19 protein-coding genes are annotated in these 23,309 nt (G+C 71.3%); 12 read left to right on the forward strand and 7 right to left on the reverse strand.

All coding sequences use genetic code 11. The features are described from left to right. Window positions 1-122 precede the first annotated feature (122 nt). A complete protein-coding gene (locus IC605_RS18440; protein WP_216327603.1) occupies window positions 123-758 on the forward strand; it encodes a TetR/AcrR family transcriptional regulator in 636 nt (211 codons plus the stop codon). Here IC605_RS18440 and IC605_RS18445 read toward each other — a convergent pair. Beyond that, the gene (locus IC605_RS18445) at window positions 707-1,630 is read right to left on the reverse strand and encodes a DMT family transporter (RefSeq protein ID WP_343216665.1); all 924 of its coding nucleotides are present in this window, start codon (window positions 1,628-1,630) and stop codon (window positions 707-709) included. The genes IC605_RS18440 and IC605_RS18445 overlap by 52 nt on opposite strands. 366 nt (window positions 1,631-1,996) lie before the next feature. Between IC605_RS18445 and pcaDC the strand changes: the two genes are divergently transcribed. From pcaDC to IC605_RS18485, 8 genes are all read left to right on the forward strand, one after another. Further along, window positions 1,997-3,139: a bifunctional 3-oxoadipate enol-lactonase/4-carboxymuconolactone decarboxylase PcaDC gene (gene pcaDC / locus IC605_RS18450; protein ID WP_343216666.1), complete on the forward strand. Its 1,143-nt coding sequence runs from the start codon at window positions 1,997-1,999 to the stop codon at window positions 3,137-3,139. Beyond that, on the forward strand, window positions 3,136-3,864 hold the full coding sequence (gene pcaH, locus IC605_RS18455; RefSeq protein ID WP_216327609.1) for a protocatechuate 3,4-dioxygenase subunit beta: 729 nt from the start codon (window positions 3,136-3,138) through the stop codon (window positions 3,862-3,864). Before pcaDC ends, pcaH begins: the two co-directional genes overlap by 4 nt. Next, entirely contained in the window at window positions 3,861-4,493 is a 633-nt protein-coding gene (gene pcaG / locus IC605_RS18460) for a protocatechuate 3,4-dioxygenase subunit alpha (protein WP_216327611.1), read from the forward strand. Before pcaH ends, pcaG begins: the two co-directional genes overlap by 4 nt. A 140-nt stretch (window positions 4,494-4,633) precedes the next feature. Beyond that, on the forward strand, window positions 4,634-5,983 hold the full coding sequence (gene pcaB / locus IC605_RS18465; RefSeq protein WP_216327612.1) for a 3-carboxy-cis,cis-muconate cycloisomerase: 1,350 nt from the start codon (window positions 4,634-4,636) through the stop codon (window positions 5,981-5,983). Then, complete coding sequence (locus tag IC605_RS18470) at window positions 5,980-7,266, forward strand: thiolase family protein (protein WP_343216667.1); 1,287 nt, start codon at window positions 5,980-5,982, stop codon at window positions 7,264-7,266. Before pcaB ends, IC605_RS18470 begins: the two co-directional genes overlap by 4 nt. After that, window positions 7,263-8,609 carry a 3-oxoacid CoA-transferase gene (locus IC605_RS18475; RefSeq protein WP_216327614.1) on the forward strand — a complete coding sequence of 449 codons (1,347 nt, stop codon included), beginning with the start codon at window positions 7,263-7,265 and terminating at the stop codon, window positions 8,607-8,609. Before IC605_RS18470 ends, IC605_RS18475 begins: the two co-directional genes overlap by 4 nt. A gap of 412 nt (window positions 8,610-9,021) precedes the next feature. Then, window positions 9,022-11,652 (forward strand): glycoside hydrolase family 9 protein, encoded by a 2,631-nt coding sequence (locus IC605_RS18480; protein WP_216327616.1) that lies wholly within the window; start codon window positions 9,022-9,024, stop codon window positions 11,650-11,652. 432 nt (window positions 11,653-12,084) lie between these two features. Beyond that, window positions 12,085-12,936, forward strand: coding sequence for an aldo/keto reductase (locus tag IC605_RS18485; RefSeq protein ID WP_216327618.1), 852 nt, complete (start codon window positions 12,085-12,087; stop codon window positions 12,934-12,936). 289 nt (window positions 12,937-13,225) lie between these two features. Here IC605_RS18485 and IC605_RS18490 read toward each other — a convergent pair whose 3' ends face one another. From IC605_RS18490 to IC605_RS18500, 3 genes are all read right to left on the reverse strand, one after another. Continuing rightward, on the reverse strand, window positions 13,226-13,915 hold the full coding sequence (locus tag IC605_RS18490; RefSeq protein WP_216327620.1) for an amino acid ABC transporter permease: 690 nt from the start codon (window positions 13,913-13,915) through the stop codon (window positions 13,226-13,228). A gap of 121 nt (window positions 13,916-14,036) precedes the next feature. Further along, a complete protein-coding gene (locus tag IC605_RS18495; RefSeq protein ID WP_216327622.1) occupies window positions 14,037-14,813 on the reverse strand; it encodes a transporter substrate-binding domain-containing protein in 777 nt (258 codons plus the stop codon). A gap of 175 nt (window positions 14,814-14,988) precedes the next feature. After that, window positions 14,989-15,846 carry a VOC family protein gene (locus IC605_RS18500; protein WP_216327623.1) on the reverse strand — a complete coding sequence of 286 codons (858 nt, stop codon included), beginning with the start codon at window positions 15,844-15,846 and terminating at the stop codon, window positions 14,989-14,991. A gap of 144 nt (window positions 15,847-15,990) precedes the next feature. Here IC605_RS18500 and IC605_RS18505 point away from each other — a divergent pair, with 144 nt between their 5' ends. The 3 genes from IC605_RS18505 (at window position 15,991) to IC605_RS18515 (ending at window position 19,490) form a co-directional block, all read left to right on the forward strand. After that, window positions 15,991-17,085 carry an HD-GYP domain-containing protein gene (locus IC605_RS18505; protein ID WP_343216668.1) on the forward strand — a complete coding sequence of 365 codons (1,095 nt, stop codon included), beginning with the start codon at window positions 15,991-15,993 and terminating at the stop codon, window positions 17,083-17,085. Between the two features lie 237 nt (window positions 17,086-17,322). After that, window positions 17,323-18,468, forward strand: coding sequence for an N-acetylglucosamine-6-phosphate deacetylase (gene nagA, locus IC605_RS18510; RefSeq protein WP_216327626.1), 1,146 nt, complete (start codon window positions 17,323-17,325; stop codon window positions 18,466-18,468). Further along, window positions 18,465-19,490 carry an SIS domain-containing protein gene (locus tag IC605_RS18515; protein ID WP_216327628.1) on the forward strand — a complete coding sequence of 342 codons (1,026 nt, stop codon included), beginning with the start codon at window positions 18,465-18,467 and terminating at the stop codon, window positions 19,488-19,490. Before nagA ends, IC605_RS18515 begins: the two co-directional genes overlap by 4 nt. Before the next feature lie 99 nt (window positions 19,491-19,589). Here the strand turns inward: IC605_RS18515 and IC605_RS18520 are convergent, their stop codons facing one another. The 3 genes from IC605_RS18520 to IC605_RS18530 form a co-directional block, all read right to left on the reverse strand. After that, on the reverse strand, window positions 19,590-21,104 hold the full coding sequence (locus IC605_RS18520) for a family 10 glycosylhydrolase (RefSeq protein ID WP_216327630.1): 1,515 nt from the start codon (window positions 21,102-21,104) through the stop codon (window positions 19,590-19,592). A 62-nt stretch (window positions 21,105-21,166) separates the two neighbouring features. Then, entirely contained in the window at window positions 21,167-22,267 is a 1,101-nt protein-coding gene (locus tag IC605_RS18525) for an ABC transporter permease (protein WP_216327632.1), read from the reverse strand. After that, the gene (locus IC605_RS18530; RefSeq protein ID WP_216327635.1) at window positions 22,264-23,235 is read right to left on the reverse strand and encodes an ABC transporter permease; all 972 of its coding nucleotides are present in this window, start codon (window positions 23,233-23,235) and stop codon (window positions 22,264-22,266) included. Before IC605_RS18530 ends, IC605_RS18525 begins: the two co-directional genes overlap by 4 nt. Window positions 23,236-23,309 lie beyond the last annotated feature (74 nt).

The following is a 23,309-nucleotide window of genomic DNA, read 5'->3' on the forward strand; positions in this document are numbered from 1 at the left end:
GTGTTCTCAACTCGCGTTTGGCAGAGGCATGGGGGCGCGGGAAGGTCCTCCGTGACGGCCTCGCCAGGGGATCACCCCGGTGCCTTTCCCCGCGGGCTCGCGTTCTCCCCTATCCTGGCAGGATGACTCCCCGCCCCCCGGTGCGGCGTGCCCCGCAGCAGGAGCGCAGCCGCCAGATGGTCGCCCGGCTCCTCGGCGCCGCCGCCCGACTCTTCGCCGAGCGGGGGTACGAGGGGACGACGACGAACCACATCGCCGAAGGAGCGGGGGTGTCGGTGGGGTCGCTCTACCAGTTCTTCCCGGACAAGGGGGCCCTCCTCGCCTCGCTCCAGGCGACGTGGACCCAGCGGCTGCGGCTGGCCCTCGACGCGGTGCTGCGGGACGCGGCGGACCAACCGCTGGAGGACGTGATCGACCACGTGCTGCACGTCCATGCGCGGCTGAACGCCGACCCGCCGGGGCTGCTGGGGCTGCTGCTGGTGACGCCCTCGGCCACGTCGGGGCAGGAGCAGGAGACGGTGCGGGCGGAGGTGCAGGGACGGCTGGAGGGCCTTCTGGAGGTGCGCGCCCCGGGCCTCAGCCCCCAGAGGCGCTCGGCGGTGGCCCGCATGAGCATCCATATCACCAATGGCCTCTACGCGCTCGGGGGCCCCAACGGGGGGGCCGACCCCGCCGTGCGCGAGGAGGTCCGCGCCGCCCTCCTCGCCTACCTGCGGCCCGTGGTGCGGGGGGTGGGGGAAGGCGCGCCCGGGGACTGACGGCGCCCGCCCGTGACCACCGTGGCGACGCCCGCCGCCGCGATGATCCCCATGCCGAGCAGGGTCAGCGCGTCGGGCACGTGGTGGAAGACCAGCCAGCCCAGCAACCCCGCCCACAGCAGTTGCAGGTACGTGACCGGAGAGATCAGCGAGGCGGGCGCGTACCGAAACCCCAGGGTCAGGAAGAAATGCCCCAGCCCCGCCGTCAGCCCGAGGGCGAGAAAGAGCCCGGCGTACGTCGGCGTCAGCGGCGCGCCTCCCCGGAAGAAGGGCACGAGCCCCCCGAAGATGACCGTCCCCACGAGCGCCGAGTTGAAGAGCAGGGTGAGGGGCCGCTCGGCGCTCAGGGTGCGCGACAGGAGCTGGTAACCCGTGTTCGCCACGGCACCGAGCAGCGCGAAGCCCACGCCGAGCGCGTCGAGGTTGCCGCCGGGCCGCGCGATCAGCAAGACCCCCGCGAAGCCCAGCACGGCGAGGACGGCCCGCGTGGGCGTGAGGCGTTCGCCGAGGAGCGGCCCGGCAAGGAGCACCACGAGCAGCGGCGAGATGAACACGATGGCCGAGGCCTCCGCCACCGGGAGACTTCGCAGCGCCAGCCCCACGAACAGGGTCGTCGCCACCAGGCACAGCGAGCGCAGGGCGACGGGGGCGGGGCGGACGGGCGAGGCGATCTCCCGTCCCATCCTGGGCGCGAGCAGGGCCGTCATCAGGACGAGCTGCACCGCGTAGCGCACCCAGGCGACGAGCGGGACGGGATAGTGCGTGGTCAGGTATTTGGTCGTGGTGTCGAGGCAGGCGAAGAGCAGCAGGGCGACGGCATAGAGGGCGACGCCGCGCAGGGGACTCTTGCCCGCCGCCGGGGTGCCGGTCACCGCACTCAACGGCGCAGGCCCCGCCCGTTCGGGCCAGGAAGCTTCGAGTCGGGGCGGGCAGGAACCGTCTGCATGGCAAAGACCTCGCGGAAGGAAGGCAGGTCGGAAGGCGGGCCCCCGAACCCGCCCACGCTACCAGCGGGGAGGCGGGAGGCCAACCGGGTGTTCGACCCTGACGAACACCCGCCTTTCGCCTCGCGGGTGAAGTCTCTATCGTAAGCCGAACCTGTTTTCCCCATCCCGCCCCGGCGTGGCGCACGCCGCCCCCGGTGGCCCCCTCTTCCGGGCCGCCGGTCAAAGGAAGCTGCCTTGTCTATCTCCAGCACACCCCCACTTCCGGCCCCCCGTTTCGTCACAGTGGGGGGCGTGACCCTCCACGTTCGGCGCGAGGGCGCCGGGGCAGGCCTGCCCGTCGTCTTCCTCAACTCGCTCGGCAGCGACCTGCGCATCTGGGACGACGTGGTGCCCGCCGTGGCCGGGCGGCACCCCGTCCTGCGCTATGACAAACGCGGCCACGGTCTCTCCGACGTGCCCGCCGGGCCGTCCTCCATCGCGGACCACGGCGGCGACCTCCTGGGCCTGCTGGACGCGCTGGGCATCGAGCGGGCCGTGCTCGTCGGCGTGTCGGTCGGCGGGATGATCGCGCTGGACCTCGCCTCGCGGGCCCCGGAGCGGGTCGCGGGCCTGCTGCTGTGCGACACGGGAGCGCGGATCGGGACCGCCCAGACGTGGGAGGCGAGGATCGCGGGTGTGCGGCAGGAGGGGCTGGAGGCCATCGCGGACGGCATCCTCTCGCGCTGGTTCACGCCGGGGTTCTTCGAGGCGAGACCGGATGACGTGCGCGGCTGGCGCAACATGCTCACCCGCACCCCGCCCGAAGGTTACGTCGCCACCTGCGAGGCCATCCGCGACGCGGACCTGCGCGCCACCGCCCGCACCGTCCGCGTGCCCGTCGCCGTGCTGTGCGGGGACGCCGACCTCTCCACCCCGCCCGAGGTGGGGCGGGAACTCGCCACGCTGCTGGGGGCGCCCTTCCACCTCATCGAAGGGTGCGGGCACCTGCCCTGTCTGGAGCGCCCGGCGGAGGTGGCGCGGCACCTGCTGGCCTTCCTCGATGGTCTGCCCGCCTCTTCCGACGACCGATACGAGCGGGGGATGCGGGTGCGGCGCTCGGTCCTGGGAGACGCGCACGTGGACCGGGCCACGGCGGGCATCACCGACCTCGACCGGGAGTTCCAGACCTTTATCACCGAGTACGCCTGGGGCGGGCCGTGGTCGCGGGGGCACTTCGACACGCGCACCCGGCACCTGATCACCCTGGCGGTGCTCGCCGCCCTGCCGCGCGAACACGAACTCGCCATGCACCTGCGGGCGACCGCGCACACGGGCGTGGACGAGGCGGACCTGCGCGAACTCTTCCTCCACGTCGCCGTCTACGCGGGAGTGCCCGTCGCCAACCGCGCCCTACAGCTCGCCAAACAGGCCCTTGCAGAGAGGAGCGACCCATGACGACCGAGAAGACCCGCCCGCGCCTGCGCACCCTCGACCCGACCGTCCATCCGGCCTACCTCCACGAGGCCTACACCAGCAGCGTGAGGCGGGCGCCCCACGAGCTGCTGATCCCGCTGCCGCACACCCTGGCGGACGACACCGGGCCCGTGTTCGGCGAAGGCCGCATCCGCCCGGACGACCACGACACCACCCGCAACGGGCGGGTGAACGGCGAGCCGCTGGGCGAGCGCATCATCGTGCGGGGGCGGCTGCTCGACTCCTCGGGGCGCCCGGTGCGCGGGGCGCTCATCGAGACGTGGCAGGCGAACGCGGCGGGGCGCTATGTCCACACCCGCGACCAGCACGCCGCGCCCCTCGACCCCAACTTCACCGGAACGGCGCGGATGCTGACCGACGAGCACGGGGAATACGAACTCATCTCCATCAAGCCCGGCTCGTATCCCTGGCGCAACCACCACAACGCCTGGCGCCCGGCGCACATCCACTTCAGCGTGTTCGGCCAGAACTTCACCCAGCGCCTCGTCACGCAGATGTATTTTCCCGGCGATCCCCTCCTTGCCTACGACCCGATCTACGGCGGCATCCCCGACGAGAAGGGGCGCAGGCGGCTGATCTCGCGCTTCGACCTGGAGCTCACGCAGCCCGAGTGGGCGCTGGGCTACCGCTTCGACCTCGTGCTGGGGGGCGACGCGCAGACGCCCTGGGAGGAGGCGCACGGATGACGCTCAGCCCCGAGACCTCCAACATTTCCGCTGAAGACTTCGGGCCCTCGCCCAGCCAGACGGTCGGGCCGTACTTCCACCAGGGGCTCGTCTTCGGCCAGGGCCTCGTCCACGGGGAGGAGAACGTGATGGTCTCCCCCACCAGCCCGGCGGCGGGTGAGCGCGTCACCCTGCGCGGGCGGGTGCTCGACGGGGACGGCGAGCCCGTGCCGGACGCCCTCGTGGAGGTGTGGCAGGCCGACGCGCATGGGCGCTACCCTCATCCCGCCGACCCCGAGCACGCGCAGGCCGACCCGCACTTCCGGGGCTTCGGGCGCTCGGACACGCAGCACCCCGGGCACACCTTCGTCTTCCACACGGTCAAGCCGGGGGCCGTCGTTCGGCCCGGCCAGCCCACCCTCGCCCCGCACTTGCAGCTCTGGGTGGGGATGCGGGGTCTGCTGACGCACACGGTCACGCGCGTCTTCTTCGAGGGCGAGGACAACTCGGCGGACCCGGTGTTCGCCAGCCTGCCGGAGGGGAGACGGCACACCCTCGTCGCGCGGCGGGAGGAGACGCCGGGCGGGACGGTGTACCACTTCGACCTCCGGATGCAGGGTGAGGGGGAGACGGTGTTTTTCGATGTTTGAGCGGGAGGGGATGGTGAATTGTGCGTCGGTGTCGGCAGGTCGCCGTGGGCGGTACCCCTCACCCCGGCCCTCTCCCGCAAGGGGAGAGGGAGAAAAGATATGGCCGTGTGCGTCTGTGACTTCTTATTGAGAGGCTTGTCGTGAGCTTCACCCCCCTCGACTCTGCCCTCCTCGGTCCCCTGTTCTCCTGCCCGCCCGTCGCGGAATTGTTCTCGGACACGCGCCAGCTCGCGTACATGGTCGAGGTGGAGGCGGCGCTGGCGGCGGCCCAGGGACGGCTCGGCGTCATTCCGGGTGAGGCGGCGGAGGCGATCATGCGGGCGGCGGGGACGTTCCAGCCTGATCTCGGCAAGTTGCAGGAGGGGGTGGCGCGCGACGGCTTCCCCATCATCGCCCTGCTCGCCGGGCTGCGGGCCGCTCTCCCTCCTGAAACCGCCGAGTTCGTCCACTGGGGCGCGACGACGCAGGACATCCTGGACACGGCGCTCGTCCTCACGCTGCGGGACGCGCTGGAGGCGATGGAGGGGTCGCTGCGGCTCCTGATCGGGCGGCTGTCTCACCGGGCCGACGAGCACCGCCATACCCTGATGGCTGGACGCACCCACTCCCAGCGGGCCCTCCCGATCACCTTCGGGCTGAAGGTGGCGGGGTGGCTCGCGCCGCTGATTCGTCACCTTCAACGCCTCCAGGAACTCCGGCCCCGCCTCCTCGTCGTCCAGTTCGGCGGGGCGGCGGGGACGCTGGCGGCGCTGGGGGGAGACGGGCTGCGGGTGCGGGCGGAACTCGCGCGGGAGTTGCGGCTGGGTGAGCCTCCTCTCCCCTGGCACACCGGGCGCGACAACCTTGCCGAGCTCGCGGGGTGGCTCTCGGGCGTCACGGGCAGCCTGGGCAAGATGGGGCAGGACATCCTCCTCCTCGCCCAGTCGGAGGTCGCCGAGGTCCGCGAGTCGGGCGACCCCTCCAGGGGCGGGTCGAGCACGATGCCGCAGAAGAGCAACCCCATCGGGAGTGAACTCCTCGTCGCCGCCGCCCGCATGAACGCGACGCTGCTCTCCGGGGTCCACCAGGCGCTGATTCAGGAGCACGAGCGGGGCACGCACGGCTGGCAACTCGAATGGCTGACCCTGCCGCAGATGGTGGGGTTGACAGCGGCCAGTCTGGAACGGGCGGCGGGGCTGGCGGCTGAGCTGGCCGTGGATGCGGCGCGGATGGAGGAGAATGTCCGTCAGTCCGGCGGGCTGATGATGGCGGAGGCGATCACCTTCGCCCTCGCCGGACCCCTCGGACGGCAGAAGGCGAAGGCGCTCGTGAAGGAGGCCGTGCCCGTCGCCGTCCGGGAAGGCCGCCCCCTCGTGGACGTGCTGCGCGGGCGGGTGGACGCCCCCGTGGACTGGGCCGCCCTCACCGAGCGGCATTACCTGGGGACGACGAACGACATGATCGACGCGGTGCTGAGGAGCGCCGCCGAATCCACCGGGAGAATTCTGTGACTCAAGCCATTCCAGCCCAAGACCTGCAAGACCGTGACGTGGTGATCGTCTCCGCCGTGCGGACGCCCGTGGGTGCCATTCGCGGTGCCCTCTCCACCGTCCGCCCGGACGACCTCGCGGCCCTCGTGGTGAGGGAGGCTGTTGCTCGGGCAGGCGTCCCCGCCGAGTCGGTCGAGGAGGTCATCCTCGGTTGCGCGAACCAGGCAGGCGAGGACAACCGCAACGTGGCGCGCATGGCCGCCCTCCTCGCCGGGCTACCGGAGACGGTGGCGGGGCTGACCGTCAACCGCCTGTGTGCTTCCGGGCTGAGCGCGATCAACACCGCCGCCCGCGCCATCCGCAACGGGGACGGGGACGTGTATATCGCCGGGGGGGTCGAGAGCATGACCCGCGCCCCCCTCACCATGCCCAAGGGGGCCCAGCCCTTCGCCAACGGCAACGTGACCGTGTACGACACGACGCTGGGCTGGCGTTACCCGAATCCCGCGATGGAGGCGATGTTCCCGCTGGAGGCGATGGGCGAGACCGCCGAGAACATCGTCGAGCGCAGCCGGGAAGGGACCTACGCGGGCGGCGAGATCACCCGCGAGGACCAGGACGCCTTCGCGCTGGAGAGCCAGCGGCGGACGGTCTGTGCGCTGAACGAGGGCCACTTCAAGGATCAGATCGTGCCCGTCGAGATCAAGGGGCGCAAGGGCGTGACCCTCTTCGACACGGACGAGCACGCCCGCTACAAGCGCGAGGGAGACACGTTCACGCTGGCGACGGACGAGGCGACGCTCGCCGGGCTCAAGCCCGCCTTCCGCAAGGGGGGCACGGTGACGGCGGGGAACGCCTCGGGGCTCAACGACGGGGCGGCGGCCCTCGTCCTGATGAGTGCCGCGAAGGCCCGCGAACTCGGCGTGACGCCCCTCGCCCGCTGGGTCGGCGCGGCGTCGGCGGGGGTGGACCCGCGCGTGATGGGGCTGGGCCCGATCCCCGCCACCCGCAAGCTGATGGAGCGGCTGGGCATGGACGTGGCGGAGGTGGACCTCGTGGAGCTGAACGAGGCGTTCGCCGCCCAGTCCATCGCCTGCATCCGTGAGCTGGGGCTGGACCAGGGCAAGGTCAATGTCAACGGCGGGGCGGTCGCCCTCGGTCACCCGCTGGGAATGAGCGGGGCGCGGCTCGTCGTGGCGCTGACCCACGAACTCGCGCGGCGGGGGGCCAGGACCGGCCTCGCCACCCTCTGCGTCGGGGTCGGGCAGGGGGAGGCGGCGTTGGTCGAGCGGGTGGAGGCGTGAAGCGCGTCCCCGTCATCACGGCCCAGGAGGCCGCCGCGATGGTGAGGAGCGGGCAGACCCTCCTCGTGGGCGGCTTCGGCATGACGGGCAACCCCGTCCACCTCACCCACGCGCTCGCCGAACTTCCCACGAACGACCTCACCTACGTCGCCAACAACGTCTCCGAGCCGGGGCTGGGGGGCGGGCGGCTGCTCAGGAACGGGCAGCTCAGGAAGGCTATCGGCTCTTACTTCACCTCCAACCCGGAGGCGGTCAAGGCGTACCAGGCCGGGAAGCTGGAAGTCGAGCTGCTGCCGCAGGGGACGCTCGCCGAGGCCGTGCGGGCGGGCGGGGCGGGGCTGGGCGGCTTCTACACCCCGACCGCTGCCGGGACGGTGATTGCCGAGGGGGCGGACGTACGGGTGCTGAACGGGCGGGAGATGGTCTTCGTGCCCGGCATCCGGGGCGACGTGGCCTTCATCCGGGCGTGGCGGGCGGACACGGCGGGCAACCTCCAGTACCGCCTCACCGAGCAGAACTTCAACCGGGCGATGGCGACCGCCGCGAAGGTCGTGATCGCCGAGGTCGAGGAGATCGTGGAGGTCGGGGCCCTGGACCCCGAGCACGTCCACACGCCGGGCCTGTACGTGGACTATCTGGTGGAGGCGCGGCTCAGCCTGGACGACCTCGGCAGCAGCGCGGACGTGAAGGGCGGCGCGAAGAAGGTGGACGAGGCGCGGATGCACATGGCCCGCCGCGCCCTCCGCGAACTCCACCCTGGCGACGTGGTGAACCTCGGCATCGGCATCCCCACCCTCGTCGCCGACCTGATCACGCCGGGGCACGGGGTCAACCTGCACACCGAGAACGGAATGCTGGGCGTCGGACCTGCCCCCGAGGACGGCGGCGCGATGGAGTACCCGGTGAACGCGGGCAAGATTCCGGTGACGGCCCTGCCCGGCGCGAGCTATTTCGACTCCGCCGACTCCTTCGGGATGATCCGGGGCGGGCACGTGGACGTGGCGGTGATGGGAGGCCTTCAAGTGGACGAGGCCGGGAATCTGGCGAACTGGGCGGTGCCCGGCAAGCCCCTCCTCGGCGTCGGCGGCGCGATGGACCTGGCAAGCGGAGCGCGGCGCCTGATCGTCACCATGACGCACACCGACCCGGACGGCACGCCGAAGATCGTCCCCGAGTGCACGCTGCCCCTCACGTCGCGCGGCAGCGTGGACATGGTGATCACCGACAAGGCGGTTTTCGAGTTCGTGGACGGGCGGATCACCCTGACCGAGCTGATGCCGGGGGCGACGCTGGAGGAAGTGCGGGCGGGGACAGGCGCGCGGTTCGCGGAACGGCTGGGCTGAAGCAAGAAGAGGTCCCCGCCGGACTTCCACCCCGGCGGTCTCTCGTGTTGTCGGACCTACCGCGCCATCCCGAACGCTCGCTGGAAGAAGCCGACGGGCGTCCGCCGGTTGGACACGAACTCCACCTCACCCCCTGCCCTTGTGGGAGAAGGAGGCGTTCACGGACAGCCACAGTTGGGCCGACACGGTGAGGGTCAACGTCGAGAAGACCCCGGCGGGTGCACCCGGCGGGACGAGGAACCAGAAGACTCGGAGCAGGAATCACTTTCTGGCTGTAGGGAGGCGCCAACCTCGCACCTCCGGCCCGACTCCCCCGCCGAGGGTGGCCTCTCGTCTTGCCGGAGATCAGAGAACGCTCATACGATGTGTAAAAATATACAAATTACAGTCGCATTTTACCCGAGGAGAAAGCATGTCCGATCAGGTTCCCCGCCATCTCGCCCTGCTGCTCGCCGCCCTCGCCTTCACGTCCTGCCGGGCAGTGACCCAGCAGGGCCGTTCGGGGGAGATGACCTCTTCTCCCGGAGCTCCCGTCGTTTCCCTCAAGTCGAGCGCCCCGAACGTTTCCGTCGGGGGAAGCTTCACCTTGACGGCGACGGCGCGGGCCGTTACACGGGTGGTGTTCTACGACCGTGGCCGGAAGCTCGGCGAGGACCGGACGGCGCCCTATAGCCTCACTGTCCGGGCGACCCCCGTGCTGAGCGGCGAGCACACCTACACGGCGCAGGCGTTCGACCGGGCGGGACGCTCCGGCCTGTCAGGCCCGGTCCCGGTCGAGATCGGCGTGGACAACCTGCTGGACAATGGCGGCTTTCGCAACGGGCGGACCTCTTGGTGGGTGGCGGGGGGTCCCGGCGTGAGCGTACAGGATGGCGAGGCGTGCTTGAACATCGGCAGGCCCGGCGCGAACGAGTGGGACGTGATTCTCGGCCAAAGCGGCCTGGGACTGATGCGGGACGCGCGGTACACGGTCTCCTTTACCGCACGCGCCGACGCACCCACCGCCTTCAAGGTCATGCTGCAAAAGAACGAGACGCCCTACCCGACCTACTTCAACGAGCAGGTGGGCCGGGTGACCAAGGAGCGGCGGACCCACCACTTCACCTTCGACATGACCGGGGCCAACGACGCACAGGCGTCCTTGCAGTTCAAGCTCGGCGCACAGAAGGCCACACGGCTGTGTCTGGGGAACGTGGTGGTCCGGGGTCCGAGGTTCGGGCCCGGCCCGGTCGCGGCCCCCGTGGACGACCGGGCTGCGGTGCGCGTCAATCAGACGGGCTACCTGCCGGGTGCCCCCAAGGTGGCGGCTGTCGCGCACGACTCGGCGGTGCCCCTGGGCTGGACGCTGCTGGACAGGGACGGCCATCCCCTCGCCACGGGCCGCACCCGGGTGTTTGGGAAGGACGCGGCCTCGGGCGACTTCGTACACCGGGCCGATTTCTCGACGTTCCGCAGGTCCGGGAAGGGGTACGTGCTTGAGGTGGGCGGGCTGCGCAGTCACCCTTTTCGTATCGCCCGGGACCTCTATGCACCCCTGAAGCGCGACGCGCTGGCGTACTTCTACCACAACCGCAGCGGCATCCCCATCGAGGCGCGGTTCGTCGGCGGCCCCAAGTGGGCCAGGGCCGCCGGGCACGCGAATCCCTCGTCCGACCGGGGCGGTGACCGTGCGACCTGCTTCGGGGGCAAAGACGCCCGGGGCAACCTCTGGCCGGGCTGTCGCTACACGCTGAACGCGGGCCAGGGCTGGTACGACGCGGGTGACCACGGCAAGTACGTGGTCAACGGCGGCCTCTCGGTCTGGACCCTGATGAACCTGTACGAGACGGGGAGACGCGTCTCGAAACCCGGCTTCTTCCCGGACGGCAGCCTGCGCCTGCCCGAGAACGCCAACGGCGTCAGCGACCTGCTCGACGAGGCCCGCTGGGAGATGAACTTCCTGCTCGGGATGCAGGTGCCGCAGGGCTCGCGGCTCGCCCTGCCGGTCGGCGACCAGAGCGCGCACTCCGGCAGCCTGAACCTGAGCGAGGTGGACGCCTCGGGGATGGCGCACCACAAGGTCCACAGCGAGCAGTGGACGGACATTCCCTCCCGACCCGACCAGGATCGCCAGCGGCGCTTCCTCTACCCGCCCTCGACGGCGGCCACCCTCAACCTGGCGGCGAGCGCCGCGCAGTGTGCCCGGGTCTTCCGGGGGGTGGACGACGCCTACGCGCGCCGGTGCCTCCAGGCCGCCCGCCGGGCCTGGCAGGCGGCCGAGCGCAACCCACAGGTCTACGCCTACGACAACTTCTCGGGCGGCGGAGCATACGACGACACCGACGTGCGCGACGAGTTCTACTGGGCCGCCGCCGAGCTGTACACCACGACGGGAGAAGGCTCCTACCTCTCCGCGCTGAAGGCGAGCCCGCTCTACCTCAAGGCCACCAAACATGGTCCGGAAAACGACCTCGCCTGGCCCGAGGTGACGGCGGCGGGCACGATCACGCTGGCGCTCGTGCCGAGCAAGTTGCCCGCCGCCGCCGTGAGGACAGCCCGCGCCAACATAGTCGCGCTGGCGAACACCTACGTTTCCCAGGTAGCCTGGACCGGGTACGGTGTGCCTTTCCGCTCGGAGAACTACCCCTGGGGTTCGAACAGCAACGTCTTGAACCGGGGGCTGGTTTTGAGCCTCGCTTCCCACTTCACCGGGAACGTCCGCTACCGCGACGCCGCCCTGGAAGGGATGAATTACGTCCTGGGCCGCAACCCGCTCGACAAGTCGTACGTCTCCGGCTACGGCGCGCGGCCGCTCGTCAACCCCCACCACCGGTTCTGGGCCCACAGCCGGGACCCCCGCTTCCCTGCCCCCCCGCCCGGCGCGCTCGCCGGGGGCCCCAATTCCTCCCCCGCCGACCCCACCGGCAACCTTCTCAAGGGCCGCTGCGCGCCGCAGACCTGCTATCTCGACGACATTGGCACCTCCTCGCTCAACGAGGTCGCCATCAACTGGAATGCTCCCCTCGCCTGGGTCACCACCTACCTCGACGCGACCGCCCAATAAAACAGGCGCTGAGCCTCCAGGGCAACCCAGCGAACACCAACGCCGCGCAGGAGCGCCGGGGGAGTGGACCACGCTCCCCCGGCCTGCGGGCGGGTTGCAGGACAAGGGGGGCCGGAAAGGTGGTGCTCCTTGAGGGACAAGAAGCAGGGCCGAGGAGGGAAGCGACCACAACCGAAGCGGATCATGGGAGGGGTGCCGCTCATCACAGCCGTCCTGGGCATGGTCAACGTTCCGGTTGAGGTCATCCAACGCCTCCATTGAGCCTTGGTCTCTCGTGTGTGCCCGCCGCATCTCAACCTCCCTGAAGGCGACCTTCCTGTCGCTCAGGTCGGGGGCTTCTCATCCCTTCCGCTGGCTTCATGAACGGCCCGGCAAACCGTTCCCATCCCCGTAGGGGTCCTGCGGGGCCTGATGGGGGCAGAGGAGGATCCTATGTCCAGCACGACCCCCCTTCCCACCACGTCCCTCCCCTCCGGTGAGTCTGTCCCGGTGCTCGGCCAGGGCACCTGGCGCATGGCGGAAGACCCCCGGCGCCGCGCGGACGAGATCGCGGCCCTGCGCGAGGGGCTCGACCTCGGCCTTCGGCTCATCGACACCGCCGAGATGTATGCCGACGGAAGAGCCGAGGAACTGGTCGCGGAGGCTACCGAGGGGCGGCGCGACGAGGTGTTTTTGGTGAGCAAGGTGCTGCCCGGCAACGCTTCCCGCGCGGGGGTCCGGCGGGCGTGCGAGCGCAGCCTGAAGAGGTTGCGGACCGACCGCCTCGACCTCTATCTGCTCCACTGGCGCGGGCGGACGCCGCTGGAGGAGACGCTGGGCGCCTTCGAAGAGTTGCAGCGCGCGGGCCTGATCCGCTCCTGGGGCGTGAGCAACTTCGACACGGCGGACATGCAAGACCTCGCCGCCCTGCGCGGAGGCGGGGCCGCGGCCACCAATCAGGTGCTCTACAACCTCACCCGCCGGGGCATCGAGTACGACCTGCTGCCGTGGTGCCGGGAGCGCGGCGTGCCCGTGATGGCCTACTCCCCGGTCGAACAGGGCCACCTGCTCGGCCACCGCGTCCTGGCGGGGATCGCCCGCGAGCACGGGGCCACGCCCGCCGGGGTCGCCCTCGCGTGGGTGCTGCGGCGGGAGGGGATCATCGTCATCCCCAAGGCGGGGACGGCGGCGCACGTCCGGGAGAACCGGGCCGCGCTCGGCGTGCGGCTGACCGAAGCGGACCTCGCCGCCCTCGACCGCGCGTTCCCGGCGCCGTCCCGGGCCACCCCGCTCGAAGTGCTGTAGGTGGAGATGCGTTCGGCGCGAGTCGCCCACCGGCCGCTCCCGCAGGGGATTTCCCGTCGGTGTCCAGGTCGAGCGGCGGGGTTCGGGGTGAGGGGAGCAGCCACTCGGGGGGGAAGCCCCGCGCGCACCCTGCCCTCCCCGGGCCTGAACCTCCGGTGTTCGGCACCGTGGGCGGGTCGGCACATGGGGGTCGGGCGCAAGGTTCGGTCACGCCAGTCTCAGGTCCTTCCGGGATGGGCTGACGGGGGAGGGACACCGGATCGGGGCGCCTCTCATTTCAGGGGAAAGTTCAATGCCCCGCCGCCCCGTAGGGACGGTTCAGCCGGACCTCCACCTGCCTGAACACGCGGGCCGCGAGGTTCGAGAGCACGAAGTAGATCAATCCCACCGCCGCGTACATGGGCGCGAACTGGTAGTTGACGGAGGTGATCTGCCGGGCCGTGAGGAGGAGTTCGGTCACCGTGATGACCGAGACCAGGCTGGAATCCTTGAGCAGGCCGATAAACTGGTTGCCGAGCGCGGGCACGGCGATGCGCGCGGCCTGCGGCACCAGCACCTGGGAGAGGGTCTGGGCGGGCCGCAGGCCGAGGGCGCGGGCCGCCTCCACCTGACCGCGCGGCACGGCATTCAGGCTGCCGCGGATGATCTCGGCGGCGTAGGCTCCCGCGAACAGGCTCAGGCCCAGAATCCCTGTCTGAAGGGCGGGCAACGGCTCGAAGTTGGGGAAGCGCAGGCGGATCAGTTGCGGCACGGCGAAGTACAGGAAGTAGAGCTGAACGAGCAGGGGGGTGCCGCGAAAGACCTCGATGTAGGCCCCGGTCAGCCAGCGCAGGGGGGCGACCCGCGACATGCGGCCCAGCGCCGCCACGAAGCCCAGCGCGAGGCCGAACGCCGCCGCCAGCGCCGTGAGGATCAGCGTGAGCTGGGTGCCCCGCCACAGCGCCCGGAGCACATCCGGCGTGAACACGTCTTGGAGCATGGACGGACCTCCTCGGTGGTGTGGATGTCTTTGGCACGGGGACACGAGGTCCCATGAGGGGGGGCGCGCGGACACCGTGGTCCACGCGCCCCAGTTCGCCCTCTGTGCCGGGATTCGCCTCTCAGCGGCCGGGCTTCGTCACGTCGGCGCCGAGCCACTTCTCGGAGATGCGCGTGAGGGTGCCGTCCACCCGCATGGCGTTCAGGGCCCGCTCGACGGCGGCCTTGAGCTGGGGCTGATTCTTGCCCAGGGTGATGTAGGGGTTGTCCTGCTGAAGCACGGCCCCGGCGGATTTGATCGGCTGGCCGTTCTTGGCCGCCACACTGCCCACCGTGCGGGTGGTGATCATGCCCGCCGCGCGGCCGGTGCCCAGCGCCTGGAAAATCTCCTGCTCGCCCGAGTACGTCACCACGTTGCTGTACTTGCGGTCGCGCAAGAACTTCTCGAACACAGTGCCCAGCGCCACGGCGACCGGCTTGCCGCCCAGGGTGCCCAGGCTGGTGGCCGTCGAGCTCTTCGGCACGAACAGTTGGAAGCCGTCGTAGTAGTACGGGCGGCTCAGGAAGTCGATGGCCTTTTCGCGCTCGGGCGTCTTGCTCTGCGAGGCCACGCCGAGGTCGAACTGTCCGCTCTGGATGCCCGCGATGATGGAGGAGAAGTCGGCCTTGATCACGGTCGTCTTGACGCCCAACCTCTTGCCGATCTCGTTGGCCACGTCCACGTCGAAGCCCTCCAGGCCCCCGCTGGTGGCGGGCTGCGAGAAGGGCGGGTACTCACCGCTCATCACGACGCGCAGTTCGCCGCGCCTCTTGACGTCGGCGAGCTCGGCGTGCGCCACGGAGGCGGCCCCGAGGGCGAGGGCGGAGAGCAGGGAGGCGTACTTCAGAACTTTGGTCATGGAAATCTCCTGATTGCGGCGAGGAATTGAGTCGACCTTAACGTGTCCGCGCCCGGTTCGGCCCAGAGGTTTCCTTGAGGTCCGTCTAAAAGGAGGGTCGGCGTCCACAGGGCCGTGCCGCACGGTAGGGTCGTCCCCCGGCGGACTCAGCAGGACCCCGTACAGTTGTGAACAATCACGCACGCGTCCCGGCGGGCGGGGAGGGCACAAACTCGAAGACGTGCCCCTCCGGGTCGCGCACGGCCAGCCCCTCTCCCGTCCGGACGTGGGGCAGACCCTCGGCCCGGACGAGGGCGAACACCGCGTCCACGTCGGCGTAGAAGCGCACGTGGGCGTGATCCCCCCCGAACATGTCGGCGAGGCCCACCTGCGGGTCCCAGGCGTACAGCCAGCGGCGGGGCGTCCCGTTGCCGTCGGGCTCGGGCGCCGGGCCGAGGGTGAACTGGGCGAAATCACGGTCCGGCTGCTCCTTGGCGAGGGCCAGGCCGTACGCGCGGGGAAGGCGTTCCAACATGCCCGCATAGTCGCCGAAGGCCAGGGCCACCTCGCGCAGGCCCATGACGGGCAGGGCGTGGGGCGGGCGCGCGACCGGGGCCGGGGGGAAGGCGAGGCGCCGCTCGTCCGCGAGGTCGACGCCGCGCAGCTCCAGCCCGTGTCCGAAGGGGTCGAAGAAATAGACGGTGGGATCGGGGCGCTCGGGGGTGCCGAGGTCGATCTCGGTCCAGCCCAGGCCATGCTCGTCGAGGATCGCCTTGCTGGCGCCCAGGTCCTCGGGCCGAATCTGCCACGCGTAGTGCAGGTGCGAGGCGCCGCGTGCGCGCAGGGAGGCGAGGCGGGGGTCGTTCGCCCGGCGCGTGACCGGCTTCCAGAGGGTGAGGGTCTGGGCCGGGTTGACCCCGAACTGCGCGACGCCGCGCTCCTCGTCGTGCTCCAGCAGGCTCAGGCCGAGGACCTGGGTGTAGAAGCGGACGCCCCGGGGCAGGTGGTTGACCTCCAGCGTGAGGCCCGCGAGATCGACGATGGGGGAAGGCATAGGGCAGGGTAAGGGGCCGCCCCCATGTCCCGCCTTGGGCGAGGATTGAGGCTGGACCGGGGCGCGGACATTAAGACGGGCTCACCCGGGGCACCTTGACAGGGCGTCCGAGGAATGTAAGAGGCGGCGGCCTATCCTGCGGGGGTGACCGCGCCCTCCACTCCCCGGATTTCAGACCTGACCCCCGGGCACGACGCCCGGACCTCGGCGGCGCAGTCGGTGGTGACCCTGACGCGGGTCGCCCTGGCCGCGCCGGACCTCGCCTCAGGCGTGACGCCGACGCTCGAGCACCTCGTCGGCGCGACGGCGGCGGTGGGGGCGGTGTACCTCGGGCGCGACGGCGGGCCCCTGCCACGCTACGGGGTGAGGGCCGCGTCGGGCGAGCTGCCCCCCGCGCTGACCCTGCCCGGGGGCCTGCCCGCCGACCTGCCCCTGCTGGGCGCCCTGGAGGAAAGCGCCCGGCCGCTCTACTTCGACAGCGCGGCCGCCGACCTGCGGGAAGGGGTGGGCACGGGCCTGGCGAGCCTCGCGGCGGCCCCCGTCCGGGTGGAGGGCGGCCCCCTGCTGGGCGCTTTTGTGATGTACACCGCCCAGCCGCACGTCTGGGACGCGGAGGAGGCGGCCCTCTTCAGCATGGTGTCGGGCACGGTGGCGGCCCTGGCCGGGCGCCTCGCCGCCGAGGAGCAGGCCGGCCGGGCGCGCGAGGCGGCGCTGCGGGCGCTGGGGCAGATGCTCGAAACCTGGGACGGCGACTCGCTCGGGCACACCGACCGGGTGACGGCCCTGGCGATGCGGCTCGCCGGGCGGCTGGACCTCTCCCCGGAGCAGTGTCGGGCGCTGCGCTGGGGGGCGTACCTGCACGACATCGGCAAGGTCACCCTGCTCGGGGCCCTGCTGCCGCGGGTGAACCCGGCCGCCGAGAGCGACGGCTTCGCGCAGATGCTGGGCGGCCTGCCCCCGGCGGCCCTCTCGGTGATCACCGACCGCCATGAGCGCTGGAACGGCGGCGGTTACCCGGCGGGCAAGGCGGGCGCCCAGATCAGCCTGGAGGCGCGGCTCTTCGCCCTGTGCGACGCCTACGACGGGCTGACCCACCCCCGCCTCCACGAGCTGCCCTGGGACCCCGAGGAGGCCCTGGCCGAACTCCGGACCCGGGCCGGAAAGGACTTCGACCCCGAGCTCGTCCGCCTCCTGATCGAGGTCGTGGGCGAGTCGCCGACCGGGCGCGGCGGCCAGTAGGTCAGCCCCCGTCCCCGCGCCCTCACGACGACCGGAATGCCTGAGGGGGGCGGGCGGCGGTGCGACGAAGCCCCTGGTGGCGGCGCCCCGGCGTCCCGTCCTCCCCCACCCCGCCGCGAAGAGGCGGGGTGTGCTTCGCCTCCCGGCGCCAACGGCCTTCCAAGGGCCGATCACGATCTTTCCCCCGACCGGGCGGCCTCTTGCGCACAGGCGCCGCCCACCCCCTACCCTGGGGGCATGGCGGCCAGCCCCCACCCCTCCCGGACCCTGCGCGGGCGCCTCGTTCTGCCGGGGGGCGTTCGGCCCGGCGCCCTCTCCTTCGGCACGCACATCGGGGCGGTCACGCTGGAGGCCGACTCCGAGCCCGACGACCGCCTCATCCTCCCCGGCTTCATCGACACGCACGTCCACGGCGGCGGGGGTGCGGACACGATGGACGGCCCGGAGGGCGTGCGGACCCTCGCCCGCTTCCACGCCCGGCACGGCACGACCACGCTGCTGCCCACCACGATCACGAATCCCTGGGAGAACGTGCTCGCGGCGCTGGCGGGCGTGCGGGAGGTGATGGCATCCGGGGGGGTGCCGGGCGGCGCGGACGTGATCGGCGCCCACCTGGAGGGCCCCTTCATCAGCCCCCGGCGGCTGGGCGCCCAACCCCCGCACGCGGTGGACCCCACGCCGGACCTCGTGGCGCAGGTGCTGGACAGCGGGGTCATCCGCGCCGTGACTCTCGCGCCCGAGCTGCCGGGAGCGGTGGAGGCGGGGCTGGCCTTTGCCGGGGCGGGCGTGCGGGTCGGGGTGGGCCACACACGAGCGGACGCGGAGACCGTGACCGCCTTCCTGACCACGCTCTCCGAGACGGACGCTCGCACCTGCGCGACCCACCTCTTCAACGCGATGGGCGGGGTCGAGGGCCGCGCCCCGGGCCCGGCGGGCGCCCTGCTCGCCGACCCGCACGCCTTCATCGAGGTCATTCTCGACGGCATCCACGTCCACGAGACGAGCTTTCGCCTCGCCCGCGCCGCCGCCCCGGGCCGCGTGCTGCTGATCACGGACGCCATGCGCGCGGCGGGGCTGGGGGACGGGAAGAGCGACCTCGGCGGGCAGCCCGTCACGGTGCGGGATGGGAAGGCGACGCTCGCGGACGGCACCATCGCCGGAAGCCTGCTCACGCTGGACACGGCCCTACGGAACGCCGTGCGGGCGGGCGTCCCCCTGCCCGAGGCGAGCGCGATGCTGAGTGACACACCCGCCCGCTCCTTGGGTCTAAGCGACCGGGGCCGCCTGGAACCCGGCCTGCGCGCCGACCTCACCGTCCTGGGCCGCGACCTGAACGTCTTGCAGGTGTACGTCGCGGGCATCCCCGTGCTGGAGCACCCATGACCGACCCCCTGATGCTGCAAGAAGCCCGCGAGGCCCCCCAGGTCGTGCGCCGTCAACTCGGCGAGAACGCGGCGGCGTGCCGGTCCCTCGCCGCCGCCCTGCGTGGGCGCCGCCCCCCCTATGCCGTCACGGTCGCCCGGGGCAGCAGCGACCACGCCTGCACGGTGCTCAAGTACGCCCTGGAAACGCACCTCGCGCTTCCCGTCGCCAGCCTGGGCCCGAGCGTCCACACCCTCTACGGCGCCCGCCTCGACCTGCGCGGCGCCCTGGTCCTCGCCGTCTCGCAGTCCGGGGCCAGCCCCGATGTCGTCGAGACCCTCCGCATGGCCCGTGAGGCGGGCGCCACCACGGTCGCCCTCGTCAATGTCGAGGACAGCGACCTCGCCCGCGAGGCCTCGTACGTGCTCCCGCTGCGCTGCGGGGAGGAACGGGCGGTGGCCGCCACCAAGAGTTACCTCGCCAGCCTCACGGCGCTACTCCCCGTGATCGCCGACCTCGCCGGGGACGGGGGGCTGACCCGCGCGCTGGAGGCGCTGCCGGACGCCCTGGAACGCACCCTTGCACTGGAGGAGCAGGCCCGCGACCTCGCCGAGCGGTACCGTTTCGCAGACAACCTGCTCGTCCTCGCACGGGGGCTGCACTTCGGGGTGGCGCAGGAGGCCGCGCTGAAGCTCAAGGAGACGTGCGGCATCCACGCCGAGGCGTACTCGGCGGCCGAGTTCAGCCACGGGCCCAAACGGCTGCTCGCGGAGGGGGTGGGGCTGCTGGGCTTCACGTCGGCGGACGCGGCGGGAGAGGCGACCTCGCGGGCCTACGCCGACCTGCTGGAGGGGGGGGCGGACCTGCGGACCCTGGGCCCGGCGGCGGGCAGCACCCTGACGACGCCGGGCACCGGCCACGCGCTCACCGACCCGGTGCCCAGCGCCCTGACCTTCTACCTCTTCGCCGCCCACCTCGCCCGGCACCGCGGCCTGAACCCCGACGCCCCGCCGCTGCTCAACAAGGTGACGAAAACGCGCTGATCGCGGTCCTGCGTGGCGTTGAAGGGACAACCTGCGTCTCTTCAACGCCACGCAGAGCCGCTCTCCTCACGGGTGCTCGCTCTGCTCGGGCCAGCGGCCTCAGGGCAGCGTCAGGACGGGGAGATCGGTGACCCGGCCCGCCGGGGCCGTGACCGGCTCGCCCGTCACGCCGCCCACCTCCACCCGCACCGCCCGGTCGGGGACACGCAGGAAGCCGTAGCCGCCGAGGCCGTTCGTGGTCGTGTGGGCCAGCTCCTCGCCCGACTCGGCCAGGAGGCGCACCGTTCGGCCGCCGAGGGGCGCCGTGCCCGCCGTCGTCACCGTGCCGCGCAGGGCCCGCAGCGCCGCCGCGTCGGGCCTCACCCAGCGGGCGGGGGACGCGAAGGGGCCGCCCGGTCCGGTGAGCCGCGCGGTGAGTTCGGGCAGCACCTCGGCGGGGGTGCGCTTTCCGGCGTTCACGTCGGCGTCGGGCGTGCGGTAGGAGTACCCGGCCCAGCCCAGGCCCAGCCCGCGCGTCTTGCGCACCTGATTGAGCGTGCTGGCCTGGTCGTTGAGGTAGATCGACGCCCCGCTCACCTGCGTGACCTCCGGCGAGCGCACCCGCAGCCCCGCCGCGTACGCCGCCCAGGTGTTGAACCACCCCGCCTGCTCGGGCACGAAGTCGCGCTTGTAGTTCATCATCACGTTCAGGTCGAGGTACCCCTCCCGCACCCAGGTCAGCCAGTCCTGCAAGACCTCGTTGTAGGTGCGCGTCCCCGTGAAGCCCTCGTCCGTCGTCGGCCCCGCCCCGTAGGTGATCGTGGCGGCGTTGACGCTCACGTCGGGCCTCACCGCCTTCACCGCCAGCGCCGTGTCCCGCACGAGGTTGGTGACCTGGGCGCGGCGCCACGCGGCCCAGGCCGGGTCCTCGGGGGCGGGCGTGCCGCTGGCCCCCGTCTCCGCGCGGAAGCGGGCGAGGGCCGTCTCGTTGTAGCCCCAGCCGTTCGGGCCGCCCACCGGGTTGAAGTCGGGGTAGCGCACCCGGTCGAACTGGATGCCGTCCACATCGTAATTCCGCACGACCGAGACGTACATGTTCCTGATGTACTCGGCGGCGTCGGGGTGCCCGGGGTCGAGCAGCCAGTCGCTTCCGGCCTTCACCGTGCCGTCGAACTTACCCAGAATCCAGTTGCCCTGCCCCGCCCTGTCCGGCCCGTGCGCGTTGAAGGCGTGCGCGGGGCTCTTCGGCGGCGTGGGCGAGTTCCAGATCGCCGTCGTGATGATCCAGGCGTGGACCTGGAGGCCCAGCGGGTGCGCCTTCTCGATCAGGTCTGCCAGCGGGTCGAACCCGGCGGGAACGGCGGGGTCGTCCGTCGGCGGCATGGCGGCCTTCAGGCAGTAGCAGTCGCCCCGGCGCCCCACCTGCGCGAAGATGACGTTCACGTTCATCGCGCGGGCGTCGGCGACGAGCTGATCCACCTCGGCGGGCGTCTTGATCCCGGGCCCGAAGGCGTCCACCCACAGGCCGCGCAACTCGACGGGGGCGCCTTGCGGGATGGGCGTGGGTGCGGGCGGCGTCTGAGCGGACGCGACGACGGACAGGCTCAGCACGGCGGACAGCAGGACGGTGTTCATGGGCTTTTCCCCTCAGGAGGACGAATGGAGAATGGTCGGGGTCGAGCTGGCGGGCTTCCCGGCTAGCCCCGGCTCTGGGTATCCGCCGCGTCGCGCAGCGCGTCCCCGAAGAAGTTGAAGGCGAGCACCGCCAGGAAGATGAAGAGGCCGGGGATCAGCAGCCACGGGTAGAGCCGCAAAGTCTGGAAGTTCTGCGCGTCCTTGAGCAGGAGGCCCCACGAGGTCATCGGCTCCTTGATCCCCAGCCCCAGGAAGCTCAGCGCACTCTCGCCCAGGATGTAACCCGGCAGCGCGAGCGTGGCCGTCACGACGAGGAAGGAACTCAGGTTCGGCGTGATGTGCCGCAGGATCACCCGCAGATCGCGGGCGCCGATGGCCTGCGCGGCCGTCACGTACTCCACGTTCCGCGCGGCGAGCACCTGCCCGCGCACCACCCGCGCGAGCCCCGCCCAGCCGATCAGGGCAAGGACCGCCACGATCCCCAGATACACCCAGGTGCTCGGCCAACGTGCGGGAATCAGCGTCGAGAGCGCGAGCAGGATGGGCAGGCGCGGAAAGGAGAGCAGCACCTCCACCGTCCGCTGGATCAGGTTGTCGGTCCAGCCGCCGTAATACCCGCTGATCCCGCCCAGCACGATGCCGATGGCGAACGAAATCAGCACCCCGATCACGCCCACCGTCAGGCTGACCTGCCCGCCGACGAGCGTGCGCGAAAGGAGGTCGCGCCCCAGTTGGTCGGTGCCGAGCGGGAAGAAGGTGTTCCCCTCCGGCACCCCGAAGAGGTGGAGGGTGGACCGGACGCCCAGGAAGCGGTACTCGTCCCCCCGCACGAAGAGGCGGATGGGCACCGGATTCTCGCGGTCCTCCACGTTCCTGCGGGCGAAGGTGACGGGATCGCGCTCCTGCTTGAAGCCGTACACGAAGGGCGCGCGCAGTTGCCCCTCGTGCACCAGGTGGACCCGCTGCGGCGGCTGGTAGCTCGCCTCCTCGTGCTGGGTGGTGATCGCGTAGGGGGCGAGGAAGGGCGAGAACAGCGCCAGGGCGTAGAGGAGGATCAGCAGCCAGCCGCCGATCACGCCCAGCCGGGACTTGCGATAACGCCGCCACGCCATCGCCCAGGGAGAGGGAGCCGTCGGAGTGGAAGGAGCGGGAACGGTCGTCACCCGTACCTCACGCGCGGGTCCGCCCACGCCAGCGCGAGATCGGCGAGCAGGTTGCCGACCAGGAGCAGGAAAGCGCTCAGCATCAGCAGGGTCAGCGCCGTGTACTGGTCCTTGTTGACGAGGCTGTCGTACAGCAGCGGCCCGATGGTGGGCAGGTTGAGGACGATGGAGATGATGATCGTGCCGCTGATCAGGGTCGGCAGGCTCAGGCCCGCGAGGGTGATCAGGGGATTGATCGCGTTGCGGACGGCGTGGCGCCAGATCACCCGGTTCTGCGGCAGCCCCTTCGCCCGCGCCGTGCGGATGTAGTCCTGGCTCAGCACGTCGAGCGTCGAGGCCCGCATCTGCCGCATCAGCCCCGCCACACCCTCCAGCCCGATGGCGAGCACGGGAATCCAGAGGTGGTTGAGCAGGTCGAGCACCCTGGCCCACGACCACGGCGCGTCGATGTAATCGGGACTGAACAAGCCGCCCACGTTCGTCCCCCCGAGTTGCAGCACGAGCGCGACGAGGAGGAGGGCGGCCAGGAAGTCGGGGATGGCGAGCCCCACGTAGCCCAGGAAGTTCGCCACGCTCGCCGCGAAGCCGTGCCGATTGAAGGCCGTGTACAGCCCCAGCGGCACGGCGATGATCCACGTGAAGAGCAGCGTGATCAGGCTGATGAAGACCGTCCAGCCCAGCAGGTCGCCGATCACGCTCACCACAGGCCGGTTTTGCAGGAAGGAGTACCCGAAGTCCAGTCGCGTCACCACGCCCCACAGCCAGCGCCCGTACTGCACGAGAGCGGGCTGGTCGAGCCCGAGCTGACGGCTGATCGCCGCCGCCGTCTCACGGGTGAAGCGCGGGTCTTCGAGGTACTGGTCGGTGAAGCTGCCCGGCTGGAGCTTGATCACCGTGAAGCACACGGCGCTGATCACGAGCAGGGTGGGAATCATGCCGAGGAGTCGGCGCAGGGTGTAGGTCAGCATAGGGGGTTAGGGATTAGGGATGAGGTGTTAGGGGAGCTTCGGCCTGACGTTTCAACCGCGCTTTTCCCTAACAC

Origin of the sequence: Deinococcus aestuarii (assembly GCF_018863415.1) — a bacterium.
Classification (GTDB): Bacteria; Deinococcota; Deinococci; order Deinococcales; family Deinococcaceae; genus Deinococcus; species Deinococcus aestuarii.

Coding starts and splice junctions, on each gene's coding strand:
- IC605_RS18440 (WP_216327603.1), top strand. CDS start 123: ATGACTCCCCGCCCCCCGGTGCGGCGTGCCCCGCAGCAGGAGCGCAGC.
- pcaH (WP_216327609.1), top strand. CDS start 3,136: ATGACGACCGAGAAGACCCGCCCGCGCCTGCGCACCCTCGACCCGACC.
- pcaG (WP_216327611.1), top strand. CDS start 3,861: ATGACGCTCAGCCCCGAGACCTCCAACATTTCCGCTGAAGACTTCGGG.
- IC605_RS18480 (WP_216327616.1), top strand. CDS start 9,022: ATGTCCGATCAGGTTCCCCGCCATCTCGCCCTGCTGCTCGCCGCCCTC.
- IC605_RS18485 (WP_216327618.1), top strand. CDS start 12,085: ATGTCCAGCACGACCCCCCTTCCCACCACGTCCCTCCCCTCCGGTGAG.
- IC605_RS18490 (WP_216327620.1), bottom strand. CDS start 13,915: ATGCTCCAAGACGTGTTCACGCCGGATGTGCTCCGGGCGCTGTGGCGG.
- IC605_RS18495 (WP_216327622.1), bottom strand. CDS start 14,813: ATGACCAAAGTTCTGAAGTACGCCTCCCTGCTCTCCGCCCTCGCCCTC.
- IC605_RS18500 (WP_216327623.1), bottom strand. CDS start 15,846: ATGCCTTCCCCCATCGTCGATCTCGCGGGCCTCACGCTGGAGGTCAAC.
- nagA (WP_216327626.1), top strand. CDS start 17,323: ATGGCGGCCAGCCCCCACCCCTCCCGGACCCTGCGCGGGCGCCTCGTT.
- IC605_RS18515 (WP_216327628.1), top strand. CDS start 18,465: ATGACCGACCCCCTGATGCTGCAAGAAGCCCGCGAGGCCCCCCAGGTC.
- IC605_RS18520 (WP_216327630.1), bottom strand. CDS start 21,104: ATGAACACCGTCCTGCTGTCCGCCGTGCTGAGCCTGTCCGTCGTCGCG.
- IC605_RS18530 (WP_216327635.1), bottom strand. CDS start 23,235: ATGCTGACCTACACCCTGCGCCGACTCCTCGGCATGATTCCCACCCTG.